At 73.5% G+C, this 14,777-nt stretch carries 12 protein-coding genes and 1 other RNA gene; 11 read left to right on the forward strand and 2 right to left on the reverse strand.

Annotated features, from left to right (window positions below):
- Nucleotides 1-142: 142 nt before the first annotated feature.
- The 4 genes from BMY40_RS00125 to BMY40_RS27815 all read left to right on the forward strand — a co-directional run bounded on the left by BMY40_RS00125 (nt 143) and on the right by BMY40_RS27815 (nt 5,666).
- Nucleotides 143-1,864, forward strand: a complete 1,722-nt coding sequence (locus BMY40_RS00125; RefSeq protein WP_093654076.1) for a serine/threonine-protein kinase — start codon at nt 143-145, stop codon at nt 1,862-1,864.
- A 133-nt stretch (nt 1,865-1,997) separates the two neighbouring features.
- Entirely contained in the window at nt 1,998-3,317 is a 1,320-nt protein-coding gene (locus BMY40_RS00130) for a serine/threonine-protein kinase (protein ID WP_093654078.1), read from the forward strand.
- A gap of 102 nt (nt 3,318-3,419) precedes the next feature.
- Nucleotides 3,420-4,538, forward strand: coding sequence for a peptide chain release factor 2 (gene prfB / locus BMY40_RS00135; protein ID WP_093654080.1), 1,119 nt, complete (start codon nt 3,420-3,422; stop codon nt 4,536-4,538).
- A 333-nt stretch (nt 4,539-4,871) separates the two neighbouring features.
- A complete protein-coding gene (locus BMY40_RS27815; RefSeq protein ID WP_177213810.1) occupies nt 4,872-5,666 on the forward strand; it encodes a hypothetical protein in 795 nt (264 codons plus the stop codon).
- A gap of 165 nt (nt 5,667-5,831) precedes the next feature.
- Here the strand turns inward: BMY40_RS27815 and BMY40_RS00145 are convergent, their stop codons facing one another.
- The gene (locus tag BMY40_RS00145) at nt 5,832-6,032 is read right to left on the reverse strand and encodes a hypothetical protein (RefSeq protein WP_093654084.1); all 201 of its coding nucleotides are present in this window, start codon (nt 6,030-6,032) and stop codon (nt 5,832-5,834) included.
- A gap of 281 nt (nt 6,033-6,313) precedes the next feature.
- Here BMY40_RS00145 and ftsE point away from each other — a divergent pair, with 281 nt between their 5' ends.
- The 5 genes from ftsE to ssrA all read left to right on the forward strand — a co-directional run bounded on the left by ftsE (nt 6,314) and on the right by ssrA (nt 10,523).
- Nucleotides 6,314-7,003 (forward strand): cell division ATP-binding protein FtsE, encoded by a 690-nt coding sequence (gene ftsE, locus BMY40_RS00150; RefSeq protein WP_093654086.1) that lies wholly within the window; start codon nt 6,314-6,316, stop codon nt 7,001-7,003.
- Between the two features lie 9 nt (nt 7,004-7,012).
- A complete protein-coding gene (gene ftsX / locus BMY40_RS00155; protein ID WP_093654088.1) occupies nt 7,013-7,930 on the forward strand; it encodes a permease-like cell division protein FtsX in 918 nt (305 codons plus the stop codon).
- A gap of 131 nt (nt 7,931-8,061) precedes the next feature.
- Nucleotides 8,062-9,300, forward strand: a complete 1,239-nt coding sequence (locus tag BMY40_RS00160; protein ID WP_093654090.1) for a S41 family peptidase — start codon at nt 8,062-8,064, stop codon at nt 9,298-9,300.
- An 18-nt stretch (nt 9,301-9,318) separates the two neighbouring features.
- Nucleotides 9,319-9,798, forward strand: coding sequence for an SsrA-binding protein SmpB (gene smpB / locus BMY40_RS00165; protein ID WP_093654092.1), 480 nt, complete (start codon nt 9,319-9,321; stop codon nt 9,796-9,798).
- A gap of 353 nt (nt 9,799-10,151) precedes the next feature.
- Nucleotides 10,152-10,523: a transfer-messenger RNA gene (ssrA, locus tag BMY40_RS00170) on the forward strand.
- A gap of 92 nt (nt 10,524-10,615) precedes the next feature.
- Here the strand turns inward: ssrA and BMY40_RS00175 are convergent.
- Nucleotides 10,616-12,001 carry an MFS transporter gene (locus BMY40_RS00175; RefSeq protein ID WP_093654094.1) on the reverse strand — a complete coding sequence of 462 codons (1,386 nt, stop codon included), beginning with the start codon at nt 11,999-12,001 and terminating at the stop codon, nt 10,616-10,618.
- An 83-nt stretch (nt 12,002-12,084) separates the two neighbouring features.
- Here BMY40_RS00175 and BMY40_RS00180 point away from each other — a divergent pair, with 83 nt between their 5' ends.
- Both BMY40_RS00180 and BMY40_RS00185 read left to right on the forward strand, forming a co-directional pair.
- Nucleotides 12,085-13,062: a LysR family transcriptional regulator gene (locus BMY40_RS00180; protein WP_093654096.1), complete on the forward strand. Its 978-nt coding sequence runs from the start codon at nt 12,085-12,087 to the stop codon at nt 13,060-13,062.
- A gap of 178 nt (nt 13,063-13,240) precedes the next feature.
- Complete coding sequence (locus BMY40_RS00185) at nt 13,241-14,668, forward strand: MFS transporter (RefSeq protein ID WP_093654098.1); 1,428 nt, start codon at nt 13,241-13,243, stop codon at nt 14,666-14,668.
- The last annotated feature ends 109 nt before the right edge of the window (nt 14,669-14,777 follow it).

Raw genomic sequence — 14,777 nt, forward strand, 5'->3', positions numbered from 1 at the left:
GGCGCAAGCCCGACCGGGCGGAACGGCCCGGCCGGGCGCCCGCTCGCGCCTGTGCCCTGTCGCACACGGCACTACAGTGAGCCGCCGGAGCGCCGTACAGTGGCGGCTCCGGCAGTTCCGAACGAACCAGGGAGCGCATGACGTGCGGCCGGTAGGGAGCAAGTACCTGCTCGAGGAGCCGCTCGGACGCGGCGCCACGGGCACCGTCTGGCGCGCGCGCCAGAGGGAAGCGGCGGGCGCCGAGGCGGCCGTGGCCGGGCACCCCGGTGAGACCGTGGCCATCAAGGTCCTCAAGGAGGAGCTGGCGAGCGACCCGGACGTGGTGATGCGCTTCCTGCGCGAGCGCTCCGTCCTGCTCCGCCTGACCCACCCCAACATCGTCCGCACCCGCGACCTGGTGGTCGAGGGCGAACTCCTCGCCCTCGTCATGGACCTGATCGACGGCCCGGACCTGGACCGCTACCTGCGGCAGAACGGCCCCTTCTCGCCGGTCGCCGCCGCGCTGCTGACCGCGCAGATCGCCGACGCGCTGGCCGCCAGCCACGCCGACGACGTCGTCCACCGCGACCTCAAGCCCGCCAACGTGCTGCTCGCCGGTTCCGAGGACGACCCCGCGGGCCTGCGCCCGATGCTCACCGACTTCGGCATCGCGCGCCTGGCCGACTCCCCGGGACTGACCCGCACCCACGAGTTCGTCGGAACCCCGGCGTACGTCGCGCCCGAGTCCGCCGAGGGCCGGCCGCAGACCTCCGCCGTGGACGTCTACGGCGCGGGCATCCTGCTGTACGAGCTGGTCACCGGTCGTCCCCCCTTCGGCGGCGGCACCGCGCTGGAACTCCTCCAGCGCCATCTGACCGAGGAGCCGCAGCGCCCCGGCAACGTGCCCCTGCCGCTGTGGACGGTCATCGAGCGCTGTCTGCGCAAGAACCCCGGGGAGCGGCCCAGCGCCGAGAACCTGGCCCGCGCCCTGCGGACGGTCGCCGAGGGGATCGGGGTGCACGCCACGCCCGCGCAGGCCGAGGCCGCGATGGGCGTCGCCGCGCTGCTGGGTCCCGACCCCTCGCCGACCCCGGTGCCGGGGCAGGCCCCGGCCGGCGCCTCCGATCCGACCCAGGTCCTGCCGACCACGGGCCGGCCCGGCGACGGCGCGCCCGCGTACGACCCCGACGCCGCCACCAGCTTCCTGCCGCACGTCGGCGGCCCCGGTCCGGGAGGCCCCGGCCGGGGCGGTTCGGACGAGGGCGCCACCCAGGTCATGCCGTCCATGCCCCCGGGGACGCCCCCGGGCGGCGGTGACGGCCCCGGACCCGAGGAGCCGCACCCCTGGCAGACCCAGCTGCGCGCCGCCCGGGACCGCAACGAGCAGACCCAGATCCAGCCGCTGGACCCGGAGCAGGACCCGCTGCGCCGCCGCCCCCAGCGCCGCCCCGCCCCGCAGCAGCCCCCGCAGCAGCACCAGCCCCCGCCCCAGCCGCGGCAGCGCGCCCGGCAGCAGCAGCCGCAGCAGCCGTACGCCCCCGCGCCGCAGCACCGGCCGGAGCCGCAGCCGCAGCGGTACGAGCCCCCGCGCCCGCCCGCGCCCCGGCGTGAGCCCCGCCCGCCGCGGCAGCGCACCTCGAACCCCATGCGCATCCCCGGGCTCGGCTGCCTCAAGGGCTGCCTGTTCATGGTCCTCGTCTTCGTGCTGATCTGCGTCCTGGTGTGGAACTTCACCCCGCTGCCCGAGTGGTGGGACCAGGGCCGGCAGTTCTGGGAGGACACCAAGGACTGGGTGGGCGAGGCCTGGACGTGGATGACGGAGTTCGGCAACGCGGCCGAGGAACTGCCCACCGACCTCCCCTCGGAGCTCCCCGCGGGCAACTGACGGCGAGGGCGGCGGCCCCGGAGGCGGCGGACCGGTTGCTTTGTCGACTTTCGGGGCGGATTTCCGTCCCGGAGGTGTCGGTTGCCGCCATCCGGGGGGCGCGGCGCCCCCGTGGAAGCGTAGTTTTGTCGCCATGTCACGGAAGATCGGCAGTCGGTACACCGCCCATCGGATCCTGGGCCGGGGCAGCGCCGGCACGGTGTGGCTGGGCGTGGGGCCCAAGGGCAGCCCCGTCGCCGTCAAGCTGCTGCGCGAGGACCTGGCCTCGGACCAGGAACTGGTGGGCCGTTTCGTCCAGGAGCGCACCGCGCTGCTCGCCCTCGACCACCCGCGCGTCGTCAAGGTGCGCGACCTGGTGGTCGACGGCAACGACCTCGCCCTCGTCATGGACCTCGTGCGCGGCACCGACCTGCGCACCCGGCTGGAGCGCGAGCGCCGCCTCGCCCCCGAGGTGGCCGTCGCCGTCGCCGCCGACGTCGCCGACGCGCTGGCCGCCGCCCACGCGGCCGGGATCGTCCACCGCGACGTCAAGCCCGAGAACGTCCTGCTCGATGTCCACGGCCCGGCCGGGCCCGGCGGGGCCCCGCCCGCGCTGCTCACCGACTTCGGCGTCGCCAAGCTGATCGACGCGCCCAGCCGGGGCGGCGGCAGCAAGGTCGTCGGCACCCCCGACTACGTCGCCCCCGAGATCGTCGAGGGCCTGCCGCCGCGCGCCTCCGTCGACGTGTACGCCCTGGCCACGGTGCTGTACGAACTGCTGGCCGGTTTCACGCCCTTCGGCGGGGGCCACCCCGGGGCCGTGCTGCGCCGCCACGTCACCGAGCGCGTCGCCCCGCTGCCCGGCATCCCCGACGAACTGTGGCAACTGCTCAACCAGTGCCTGGCCAAGGCCCCCGCCTCCCGGCTGCGCGCCTCCGAGATGGCCGCGCGGCTGCGGGAGATGCTGCCGGCCCTGGCGGGGCTGCCGCCGCTCGACATCGACGAACCCGAGCCGGAGACCGACGCCTACGGCGGCGAGCGGCAGGGAGCGTACGGACACCACGACGGGCACCACGGCGGCTCCGCGTACGACGACGGCCGGTACGGGCCCGGTGCGGACGCCGACCCGTACGGCACACCCGCCCGCGGCGCGGTCCCGCTCGTCCACGGCGGGCCCGCCCCCGACTCCACCCGCGACACCCACACCAGCATGCGCGTCCCCGGCGCGGACGAACTGGCGGGCGGCGCCCACGGCACCGCCCGCGCGCCCCGCGCCCCGGGCAGCCCGCGCGCCGGATCCGCCCGTCACCGGGCGGCCGAGCGCCGCCGCAGGGTCAGGCAAGGCGTCACGGCCACGGCCGTCGCCGCCGCGCTCGGCATCGGCGGCTGGCTGGCCCTGTCCGGCGGCGGCGAGGAGGGCGGCGGGCCCGCGGTTCCGTCGCAGAGCGAGGAGGACCGCCCGGAGGCGCCCTGAGCGGGCGGCCTACCGGCGCACGGCGCGGCCCGGCCGCCGGGCCGCCGCCCCCCGCCCGACGGGGCGGCGGCAAAGCTCCTGGCAACCGTTAGTCTGGAGGGCGTGGCAGTCGTCGACGTATCCGAAGCACTGAAGTCCCTCACCTCGACCATGGAGTCGATCGAGGCCGTCCTGGACCTCGAGAAGCTGAGGGCCGAGATCGCCGTGCTCGAAGAGCAGGCGGCGGACCCGGCCCTGTGGAACGACACCGAGAACGCCCAGCGGGTGACCAGCAAGCTGTCCCTGCTCCAGGCGCAGGTCCGCAAGGTGGAGGAGCTGCACGGCCGGATCGACGACCTCGGGGTCCTGTTCGAGCTGGCCGAGGCCGAGGACGACGCCGACACGCGCGCCGAGGCCGAGAGCGAGCTCCAGGCCGTCCAGAAGGCCGTGGACGAGCTCGAGGTCCGCACCCTCCTGTCCGGCGAGTACGACCCCCGCGAGGCCATGGTCAGCGTCCGGGCGGAGGCCGGCGGCGTGGACGCCGCCGACTTCGCCGAGCAGCTCATGCGCATGTACCTGCGCTGGGCCGAGCGCAAGGGCTACCCGACCGAGGTCCTGGACACCTCGTACGCCGAGGAGGCGGGCATCAAGTCCGCCACCTTCTCCGTCAAGGCGCCCTACGCCTACGGCACCCTCTCCGTCGAGCAGGGCACCCACCGCATGGTGCGCATCTCGCCCTACGACAACCAGGGCCGCCGCCAGACGTCCTTCGCGGGCGTCGAGGTGATGCCGGTGGTGGAGCAGACCGACCACATTGAGATCCCCGAGAACGAGATCCGCGTCGACGTCTTCCGCTCCTCCGGCCCCGGCGGCCAGTCGGTCAACACCACCGACTCCGCGGTCCGGATGACGCACATCCCCACCGGCATCGTCGTCTCCTGCCAGAACGAGAAGTCCCAGATCCAGAACCGCGCCGCCGCCATGCGCGTCCTCCAGGCGCGACTCCTGGCGCACCGCCGGGCGGAGGAGCAGGCCAAGATGGACGCCCTCAAGGGCGACGGCGGCAACTCCTGGGGCAACCAGATGCGCTCGTACGTCCTCCAGCCGTACCAGATGGTCAAGGACCTGCGCACCGAGTACGAGGTCGGCAACCCCCAGGCCGTCCTCGACGGCGACATCGACGGCTTCCTGGAGGCCGGCATCCGCTGGCGCAAGCAGCAGGAGCAGCAGAACGCCGGCTGATCCCCCCCGGCCCGCGGCCGGCCCCGGGGCGGCCGGGGTCGGGCCGTTTTCCCGGAAGACCGCGCTCCTGTGTGTCGGTTCTGTCACAACCCGGTCCGCCGGGGCCCCAACTACCCGCCCACCGTGGACATTTCGGGTCGGTCCGGCTTGACGGCGGTGTCGGGGCTGGGAAAGCATTCTGGCCGGCACGCGCGTGTTCGGGGCGCGTAGGTACGGGGGTGGACAGAGCCCGACCGCTGATCGGTCGCCGGCTCGGCACGACGGACCCCGGCACGCAGGAAGCTCCGCACGGCTGCCCCACTGACGAAGACCACTACTGGGGGTAGTTGGCATATGACAAATTCCAGGACGCGGGTGCGCGTCGCGCGGGTCGCCGCGGGTGCGGTGTTCCTCGCAGGTGTGTCGCTGACCGCCGTCGGCACGGCGTCGGCGCTGGAGCTGACCGCCGCCGTCCAGACCAACGGCACCGACGAGGGCGGGGACAACGGAGGCGCAGCGGCTTCGATCTCCATTGGTGGCGCGTCTTCCGGTGAGACGGCCGGTCTGGACGAGGGCCAGACGACGACGGGCGGTCCGACGACCGGTGACCCGACGACGGGCGACCCGACGACGGGCGACCCGACGACGGGCGACCCGACGACGGGCGGTCCGACGACGGGCGGTCCGACGACGGGCGGTCCGACGACCGGTGACCCGACGACGGGCGACCCGACGACGGGCGACCCGACGACCGGCGACCCGACGACGGGCGACCCGACGACGGGCGACCCGACGACCGGCGGTCCGACGACGGGCGACCCGACGACCGGCGGCGACACCGAGGGCTCCACCAGCAACGGCGGCTCGACCGGCGGTTCCACCGGTGGTGACGGCGAGCAGCCGGCCAGCACCGGCGGCGGGAACGAGGACGCGAACACCTGCATCCTCGACGAGTCCACCGTGAACTGCGGCCCCGACACCGACTCCGTCGGCACCAGGCCGATCAGCCAGGAGAAGCCCAAGGAGGAGCTGGCCGAGACCGGCGCCGCCGAGACGACCTTCCTGCTGATCGGTGCGGCCACGATGATCGCCGGTGGTATCGGCTTCCGCCTGATGCCGCGCATGGTGAGCCGCAACACCGTCGCCTGAGCGATCGGCGCGGCCCCGCACACGCCTGACAGCGTGTGACGGCACACGGGAACAGCGCACACGAGGGGCCCGGGACGCATCCAGCGTCCCGGGCCCCTCGCTGTGTCCCACACGTCTCGTACGTCGCGGCACGCACACGCGCCGCACGGCGCCGCGAAGCGCGGCCTACACGGCGGCCTGGCGGGCCAGCAGGGCCACGGCGATCAGGGTCAGCAGCAGTGCCGTCAGCGCGGCGGGGGAAAGGGAGCCCAGGGAGAACGGCCCGTTCTCCTGGTGCAGCCGCTCACGGTGCGCGCGGCACACCGAGCAACGGCCCTCACTCACCGGCCCTGCGCAGTTGGCGCACACCAGTCGGTCGCACGTCATGCGATGTCCTCCTTATGCAACGCCAACGCCACCGGACGGCCTTCTGTTCCCGCTTCCGCCTCCGCAGGGTGGAAGCTCTGCTTCCACTGTGCCAGTACCGGGCCCGGAGCGCAGAAAGTCATGGCCAATGCCTGGTTTGTACCTGATGCGCCGCCGGACAAAACCCCCAACCGCGGACGCCGACTGCGGGCCCCGTGCGGATTCGCGTAGGGTCACCACACCGACGGGGATCCACTCCGCGGCTTCCGCTGCCCCTACCCAGGTCGACGTGGTGTAAATCCGTGATCCGATTCGACAACGTCTCGAAGTTCTACCCCAAGCAGAACCGCCCCGCCCTCCGCGACGTGTCGCTGGAGGTCGAGCGCGGCGAGTTCGTCTTCCTGGTGGGCTCCTCCGGCTCCGGCAAGTCCACCTTCCTGCGGCTGATCCTGAGGGAGGAGCGCGCCAGCCAGGGCCAGGTGCACGTCCTCGGCAAGGACCTCGCCCGCCTGTCCAACTGGAAGGTGCCGCACATGCGCCGCCAGATCGGCACGGTCTTCCAGGACTTCCGGCTGCTCCCCAACAAGACCGTCGGGGAGAACGTCGCCTTCGCACTGGAGGTGATCGGCCGGTCGCGCGGCGACATCCGCAAGTCCGTTCCCCAGGTGCTCGATCTGGTCGGCCTGGCGGGCAAGGAGGACCGGATGCCCGGCGAGCTGTCCGGCGGTGAGCAGCAGCGGGTGGCCATCGCCCGCGCGTTCGTCAACAAGCCGAAGCTGCTGATCGCCGACGAGCCCACCGGCAACCTCGACCCGCAGACCTCGGTCGGCATCATGAAGCTGCTGGACCGGATCAACCGCACCGGGGCGACCGTGGTCATGGCCACCCACGACCAGCAGATCGTCGACCAGATGCGCAAGCGCGTGATCGAACTAGAAAAGGGCCGTCTCGTGCGCGACCAGTCGCGCGGTGTCTACGGCTACCAGCACTGAAAGGACGCCATGCGCGCCCAGTTCGTACTGTCGGAGATCGGCGTCGGTCTCCGCCGCAACCTCACGATGACCTTCGCGGTGATCGTCTCCGTCGCCCTGTCGCTGGCTCTGCTCGGCGGTGCGCTGCTCGCCCGTGAACAGGTGAACAGCATGAAGGGGTTCTGGTACGACAAGGTCCAGGTGTCGATCTACCTCTGCAACGAGAACGACGCCGAGTCCGACCCCAACTGCGCCAGGGGAGCGGTCACCGCGCAGCAGAAGCGCCAGATCAAGGCGGACCTCGACAAGCTCGACATAGTCGAGACGGTCTACCACGAGTCCGCCGAGCAGGCGTACAAGCACTACCGGGAGCAGTTCAAGGACTCCCCGCTGGCCGACTCGCTGACCCCGGACCAGATGCAGGAGTCCTACCGGGTGAAGCTGAAGGACCCGACCAAGTTCGAGGTCATCAGCACCGCCTTCTCCGGCCGCGAGGGCGTCCAGGAGGTCCAGGACCAGCGGAACCTGCTGGAGAACCTCTTCCGGATGCTGGAGGGCATGAACTTCGCGGCGCTCGGGCTGATGGGCCTGATGCTGGTCGTCGCCCTGCTGCTGATCGTCAACACCGTGCGGGTGGCGGCGTTCAGCAGGCGCAGGGAGACCGGGATCATGCGGCTGGTGGGCGCCTCCAGCTTCTACATCCAGATGCCGTTCATCGCGGAGGCCGCGTTCGCGGGACTGCTGGGCGCGATCGGCGCCACGGTGCTGCTGGTGGTCGGCCGCTACTTCCTCATCGACGCCGGCCTGTCGCTGGCCGAGCAGATGCCGCTGATCGACTTCATCGGCTGGGACGCGCTGCTCAAGGTGCTCCCGCTGGTGTTCGTGGTCGGTGTGCTGATGCCCGCACTGGCCGCCTTCATCACGCTGCGTAAGTACCTGAAGGTGTGACGTGACCGCGATCCGGGGGCGTCCGGGGGCCGTTCGGACTCCCCCGGGCGCGCTCCGGATGTGACGAAGGACGCCGTGGCCGTCCGTGCAACCTCCCGTGCGACGCCTGCCCGTGTCCTAGACTCCGCAGCATGTCGGGTACGTCGAAGTTCGTTCCCCACGGTTCCGCCCGCGCCGAGGCCCGGGTCCTGGAAGGCGGGCGCCGGCCTCGCCGCATCCTCCGAGGGACGGGGCTGACCCTGGTCTTCGCGGTCGTACTGGCGGCCGGGGCCGTCACCGAATCGTGGGGCGACGTCACCGAGGGTGACGCGGCGCCCGTGAGCCCGAGACCGGCCGGCGCGGGAGTGCGGGAGAGCGCACCACCGCACCAGGACGCCGTGCACGACGCCGAGGAACTGGTCAGCCGCAGCGGGGACCGCTGGGCCGCCGCGTACACCGCCCGCGAGTACGCGGGGCTCCGGCAGTCCCTGGACGGCCGGTACGTCGGCGTGGGCGTCTCCGTGCGCCGTACGGGCGCCGACCGCGTCGAGATCGCCCGCGTCCAGCCCGGCAGCCCCGCCGCGAAGTCGGGCGTACGCGCCGGAGACCGGCTGGTCGCCGTCGACGGCACCGGGACCGAGGGCCGCCCCGTCACCGACGTGGTGGCCCTGCTGCGCGGCGGTGCGCCGGGGGAGGGGGCCCCGCCAGGCAGCCGGGTCGTCCTCGGACTCGCCCGTGGGAGCCTGCAGTGGGAGGAGCGGCTGGAGCGGGCCCGGCTCAGCGTCGAGACCGTCACCGTCACCCCCCTGGCCGCGGCCTCCCCCGGCGCGGCGGGACACTCCGCGGCCGGCGTCACCCGTGTCAGGGTCGACTCGTTCACCAGGGGTACGGGGGAGGAGCTGCGGCGCGCGGTGGAGGGCCTCCCCCCGGACGGGGGGATCCTGCTCGACCTGCGCGGCAACTCCGGCGGCCTGGTCGCCGAGGCCGCCGAGGCCGCCTCCGTCTTCCTCGACGGCGGTCTGGTGGCCACGTACGGGGACGGCGACACCGAGCGCGCGCTGTACGCCCGGCCCGGCGGGAACACCGCCTCCCCCCTGGTGGTGCTGGTCGACGGCGGCACGATGAGCGCCGCCGAACTCCTGGCCGGTGCCCTCCAGGACCGCGGCCGGGCGGTCGTCGTCGGCACCCGCACCTTCGGCAAGGGATCGGTCCAGGAGCCGAGGGAGCAGCCGGACGGCTCGGTCGCCGAGCTGACCGTCGGCCACTACACCACCCCCGGCGGGCGGACCTTCGAGGAAGGGGGGCTGCTCCCGGACCTGGAGGTGCGGCCGGGGCAGGACGCGCAGGAGGAGGCCCGCACGGTATTGAGTGGCCTCGCCACCCGGTCGTAGTGGAACAATGGCGGGGTTATGGCTAAAGAGACGGGGCGCAAACTCATCGCGCAGAACAAGAAGGCGCGGCACGACTACCTCATCCTCGACACCTACGAGTGCGGGCTGGTGCTGACCGGTACCGAGGTGAAGTCGCTGCGGCAGGGGCGGGCCTCGCTGGTGGACGGCTTCGCCCAGCTCGACGGCGGTGAGGCGTGGCTGCACAACGTGCACATCCCCGAGTACAGCCAGGGGACGTGGACCAACCACAGCGCGCGGCGCAAGCGGAAGCTGCTGATGCACCGCGCCGAGATCGACAAGCTGATCGGCAAGCTCCAGGAGTCGGGCCTGACGCTGGTCCCGCTCCAGCTGTACTTCAAGGACGGCCGCGCCAAGGTCGAGATCGCGCTGGCGCGCGGCAAGAAGGAGTACGACAAGCGGCACGCGCTGCGGGAGAAGCAGGACCGCCGCGAGGCCGAGCGCGCGGTCTCGGCGGCCCGCCGGCGGCAGCGCGCCTGACGGCCGGGCACGCCGCGGCGGACACCGCCCTCCGCCCCCCGCGCGTCCGAGGGCGGTGCGGTGCGCCCCGGCCGCGTACCGGCGGCCGTCCGCGCGCCCCGCGTCTTGCCGGAGCCGGTCGTTCGGCCCCGCCGGTTCCGGCCGCAGGGAGAGCGCCGGGTGCTCCGGGGGCCGGAGGCGGCCCGGGGAACAATCCCGGGCCGGGCGCTGTTGGACCGTGCGTACGAGGCCCGCGCGGGCCGGTCCGGCGTCTCCCCGCAGGAGGGGGAATACGTTGGCGGCCTCCCGCGTTGACCCGTACAATGGCACCAGCGCCGTCCGGCTCCGGCCGGGCGAGCTTGTCAAATCAACATGGGGATGATCGGTTTCGACAGCGGCTGTTGAAGCAGGGGAAGCGAGCCGAGGAACGCGGCAATGATCTCGTTAACCATCTGCCGCAAAAAAATAATCGCCAACACCAAGCGCGATTCCTTCGCCCTCGCTGCCTGAGCAGCGACCTGCGAAGTGTCAGCCCAGGGGCGTTCCCGCCCTGGATCCTGGCATCAGCTAGGGAACTTCACCGTTAACCCCGGTCACGGGGGCTGACGGGACATCAAACAGTGACTGGGCCTGTCGGCGGCTTGTCCGCGTGACCGCCGGGGCCGAGAAAATCACAGCGGACTGCGCTCGGAGAAGCCCTGGTTCTGCACCGTTGGACGCGGGTTCGATTCCCGCCATCTCCACTCATCCCATGTGGGCCGAAGGCCCCGCCGTCCACGGACGGCGGGGCCTTCGGCATGTTCCGGGCCGGCCCGGGATCCACCCCCCGGGCCGTGGCTCAGCGGACCGTGGCCCGGCGCCGCCTTCCGGACGTCCGGGCCCGCGGCCCCGGAGCCCCGGTCGCGGCCGCCGTGGTCAGAGCGACGGCGGCCGCGACGGCGGCCGCGAGGGCGGCCGCCACCGGCGGTACCGCGTACCCCCACGAGCCGCCCAGGTGCTCGGCCGCCCAGCCGCCCGCCGCCGAACCGGCGGCTATGCCGCCCAGCAGCGCCGTGACGGCCAGGGTCATGCCCTCGTTCAGCCGGCCGGGCGGGGTCAGCCGCTGGACCAGTGTCATACCGGTGACCATGGCGGGGGCCGTCGCCATCCCGGCGACCAGCAGCGCGGGGGCCAGCACCAGCAGGCTTCCGGCGGTCGAGGCGAGCAGCGGCAGCGTCATCAGGGCGGCCATCGCGCCCACGCAGACCGCGAAGCGCCGTCCCGCCGATCCCCCCGGGCGCAGGGCGCCGAAGGCGAGTCCGGCCGCGCCCGAGCCCAGGGCCTGGAGGGCGAGGACGGCGCCCGCCGCGCCCTTGTGGCCCAGCCCGTCGGCGTACGCCACGGTCACCACCTCCAGGGCGCCGAAGACGGCTCCGGTGGCGAGGAAGGCGGCCAGCAGCCGCGGCAGGCCCGGGGTGCGCAGCAGCGCGGTCGCGCGGGCGGGGCCGTCGTGCGGTGCGACGGGCGGCTCGGTGCGGCGCTGGGCGGCGAACAGCAGGGTGCCGCCCAGCAGCAGGACGGTGGCGGTCAGGGTGCCCGCCTCGGGGAAGAGCGAGACGCACAGGAAGGTGGCCAGCACCGGGCCGAGCATGAAGCACAGCTCGTCGAGGGCCTGTTCGAAGGAGTTGGCGGTGTGCCGCGCGGCCTCGGCCTCAGGCGAGGAGCCCCGGTACAGGTGCGCCCAGCGGGCCCGTGCCATGCCGCCGGTGTTGGGGGCGGTGGAGCCGGCCGCGTAGGCGGCGAACAGCGTCCAGTCGGGGGCGTCGTGACGCACGCACAGCAGCAGCGTCAGCGAGGCGGCCGCGGACAGGCACACCGCGGGGACGGCGATCCGGGCCTGCCCGTGGCGGTCCACCAGCCGTGCGACCAGCGGCGCCAGGAGGGCGGTGGCGACCAGCCCGGTGGCGGTGACGGCGCCGGCCAGGGCGTACGAGCCGCGGGTGGTGGCGATCATGATGACCGCGCTGATGCTCAGCATCCCCATCGGCAGCCGGGCGAGGAGGCCCGCGAGGGCGAACGCCCGCGTACCGGGCGGCGCGAACAGCCGCACGTAGGGCGTGAACCAGCGCGTGCGCGCGGCGCGGTCGCCCTGGTCGGCGGGCCGGCCGCGCGGCGCGGCGGCCGGCCCGCCGTACCCGGCCGCGGGTGGCGGGACAGGGGCGGGTCCGGTGGACGAGTTCGGCATGTACACACCCTGAGCCGGGCCTCTGTGAGGTGTCCAACACTTTGTGGCTGGCCATTGACGCGCTTCCGTTGTCACCATGGGGCGTGCCCCGAGACACCGACCCCCGGCTGCTGCGCGCCTTCGTCGCCGTCGCCGACGAACTGAACTTCACCCGTGCCGCCGCCAGGGTGTTCGTCGCCCAGCAGTCGCTGAGCCGCGACATAAGGCGGCTGGAGGAGCAACTCGGCACCGTGCTGTTCGTCCGTACGACCCGGCGCGTGTCCCTGACCCCCGAGGGGGAGCGGCTGCTGCCGTACGCCCAGCGCGTGCTGGCGGCGCACGACGAGCTGAACGCAGCGGCCGTACGCGAGGAGCGCCCCCTGATCGTCGATGTCGGCGCCCCGGCCGCCACCGGGCAGCGGGTGCTGGACGAGGCCCGGCTGCTGGCGCCCGACCTGGAGTTCGTCGCCCGCTACCACAGCGGCCTGATCGGCGCCGCCGCGGAGATCCGCGACGGGGTGCTGGACGTCTCCTTCGGCCGGGTCGCCGGACTGGAACCGGCCCTGCTGGGCGTGCTCGACCACCGTCTGATCCGCTACGAGAAGGTGGCCGTGCTGCTGCCGGAGGGGCACCGGCTGGCCCGGCTGCCGAGGGTGCCGCTGGACGCGCTGGCGGGGGAGACCCTGTACGCCGGGGCAGGCAACCCCGAGACCGCGGAGTGGACCGACTACGCCCGCCGCCTCTTCGCGGGCCGCGGGATAGGGCTCGCCGCGCCCTTCCCCAAGATCGAGGGGGAGGCGGAGTTCACCCGGGTCGTCCGCAGGCGCGGCTGGTCGGTGCTGGCCAGCGAGGCCTTCGCCGCGCTGCCGGGCATGGTGCTGCGCCCGCTGGTGGACCCCGTGCCGCTCTCGCCGGTCTCGATGGTCTGGCGGCGCGGCCTGCGCCACCCCGGGCTGGAGGTGCTCCGGGCGGCGGTGCGGCGGCTGGGGGAGGCGGGACGCTGGCGGGAGCGGCCCCACGGCTCGTGGCTGCCGGAGCCGGACGCGCGGGTGCTGGGGGTGGCCGCGCCGCCCGTGCGCTGACCCCCTCGCGCCCCGGCCGCGGTCCGGCGGCCGGGCCCGCACCCCCCTCCGGAGCCGGGCTCACACCCCCTCCGGACTCCGGGTGAGAGCAAGGTTGCGCGGAGGTCACCTGGCGGCACCGGGGTGAAACGCACCCTCCATAGCGTCGGGAGCCGACACCCGACGCTATGGAGGCGCCATGACCGCTCCGACGACCGCACCCGGCAGGGGCCGCTGGATCGAGCACTGGGATCCGGAGGACGAGGGCTTCTGGGAGAGGAAGGGCCGCCGCATCGCCCGCCGCAACCTCGCGCTGTCGGTGGTCTCCGAACACATCGGCTTCTCGGTGTGGAGCATGTTCTCGGTCCTCGCCCTGTTCATGGGCCCCGAGTACGGCATCGACCCGGCGGGGAAGTTCTTCCTGGTCGCCGTCGCCTCCCTGGTGGGCGCCGCGCTGCGGGTGCCCTACGGCTTCGCGGTCGCCCGCTTCGGCGGCCGCAACTGGACGGTGATCAGCGCCGCGATGCTGCTGGCGCCCACCACGGCCCTGCTGGTGGTCATGGAACCGGGCACCTCGTACACCACCTTCATGCTGGTGGCGGTCCTCACCGGTGTCGGCGGCGCCAACTTCGCCTCCTCCATGACCAACATCAACAGCTTCTACCCGCTGCGCCTGAAGGGCTGGGCCCTGGGGGTGAACGCGGGCGGGGGCAACATCGGCGTCGCCGTCGTCCAGCTCGCCGGCCTGCTGACCATCGCCGTCGCCGGGGCCGCGCAGCCCAGGCTGCTGCTCGCCGCCTACCTGCCGCTGATCGTGGCCGCCACGGTGCTCAGCGCGCGCCACATGGACAACCTCGGCCCCGTGCGCAACGACACGGGCGCGGCGAGGGAGGCGGCGCGCGACCGCCACACCTGGATCATGTCGTTCCTCTACATCGGCACCTTCGGCTCCTTCATCGGCTACAGCTTCGCCTTCGGCCTGGTGCTCCAGAACCAGTTCGGCCGCACTCCCCTGCAGGCCGCCTCGCTCACCTTCATCGGCCCGCTGCTGGGCTCGCTGATCCGCCCCGTCGGCGGCCGGCTCGCCGACCGGCTCGGCGGTGCCCGGGTCACCCTGTGGAACTTCGGGGCCATGACGGGGGCGGCCGGCATCGTCGTGGCCGCGTCGGTGCGGGAGTCTCTGGCGCTGTTCATCGCCGGCTTCATCGTCCTGTTCGTCCTCACCGGCCTGGGCAACGGCTCGACGTTCAAGATGATCCCGGGCATCTTCCAGGCCAAGGCCCATGCGATGGGCCTGACCGGGGAGGCGGCCGCCGTCCGCGCCCGGCGGCTGTCGGGCGCCTCCATGGCACTGATCGGGGCGGTCGGCGGCTTCGGCGGGGTGGGCATCAACATGGCCCTGCGCCAGTCCTTCCTCACCTCCGGCACCGGCACCGGGGCCTTCGCGGTCTTCCTCGGCTACTACGTGGTGTGCGCGGCGGTCACCTGGGCCGTATACCTGCGGCGCGGGGTGGGACGTGCCGGGGGCGGGGGCGGGGGCGCCGGCGGCGTCGGGGACGGTGGCGGGCGTGTCCGTGCCGCGGCGGCCGGGGAGGAGGAGTCGCGGGCCGCTTACGCGAGGGTGTGAGGGGCGGGTGCGCCTGTGGTGGGTGCGGGCCCGTGGTGACGTGGTCCGGGCGCGGGGCGGCGCGCGTAACACTGGGGAAACCACGGCGAACCGGGGGCGTCACGCGCGC

Source organism: Streptomyces radiopugnans, from assembly GCF_900110735.1.
Lineage (GTDB): Bacteria > Actinomycetota > Actinomycetes > Streptomycetales > Streptomycetaceae > Streptomyces > Streptomyces radiopugnans.

What these genes read in the sequence shown, in the direction of transcription:
- BMY40_RS00185 (WP_093654098.1), top strand. Translation starts at nt 13,241, where the DNA reads ATGACCGCTCCGACGACCGCACCCGGCAGGGGCCGCTGGATCGAGCAC.
- smpB (WP_093654092.1), top strand. Translation starts at nt 9,319, where the DNA reads ATGGCTAAAGAGACGGGGCGCAAACTCATCGCGCAGAACAAGAAGGCG.
- BMY40_RS00145 (WP_093654084.1), bottom strand. Translation starts at nt 6,032, where the DNA reads ATGACGTGCGACCGACTGGTGTGCGCCAACTGCGCAGGGCCGGTGAGT.
- BMY40_RS00175 (WP_093654094.1), bottom strand. Translation starts at nt 12,001, where the DNA reads ATGCCGAACTCGTCCACCGGACCCGCCCCTGTCCCGCCACCCGCGGCC.
- BMY40_RS00160 (WP_093654090.1), top strand. Translation starts at nt 8,062, where the DNA reads ATGTCGGGTACGTCGAAGTTCGTTCCCCACGGTTCCGCCCGCGCCGAG.
- BMY40_RS27815 (WP_177213810.1), top strand. Translation starts at nt 4,872, where the DNA reads ATGACAAATTCCAGGACGCGGGTGCGCGTCGCGCGGGTCGCCGCGGGT.
- ftsX (WP_093654088.1), top strand. Translation starts at nt 7,013, where the DNA reads ATGCGCGCCCAGTTCGTACTGTCGGAGATCGGCGTCGGTCTCCGCCGC.
- BMY40_RS00130 (WP_093654078.1), top strand. Translation starts at nt 1,998, where the DNA reads ATGTCACGGAAGATCGGCAGTCGGTACACCGCCCATCGGATCCTGGGC.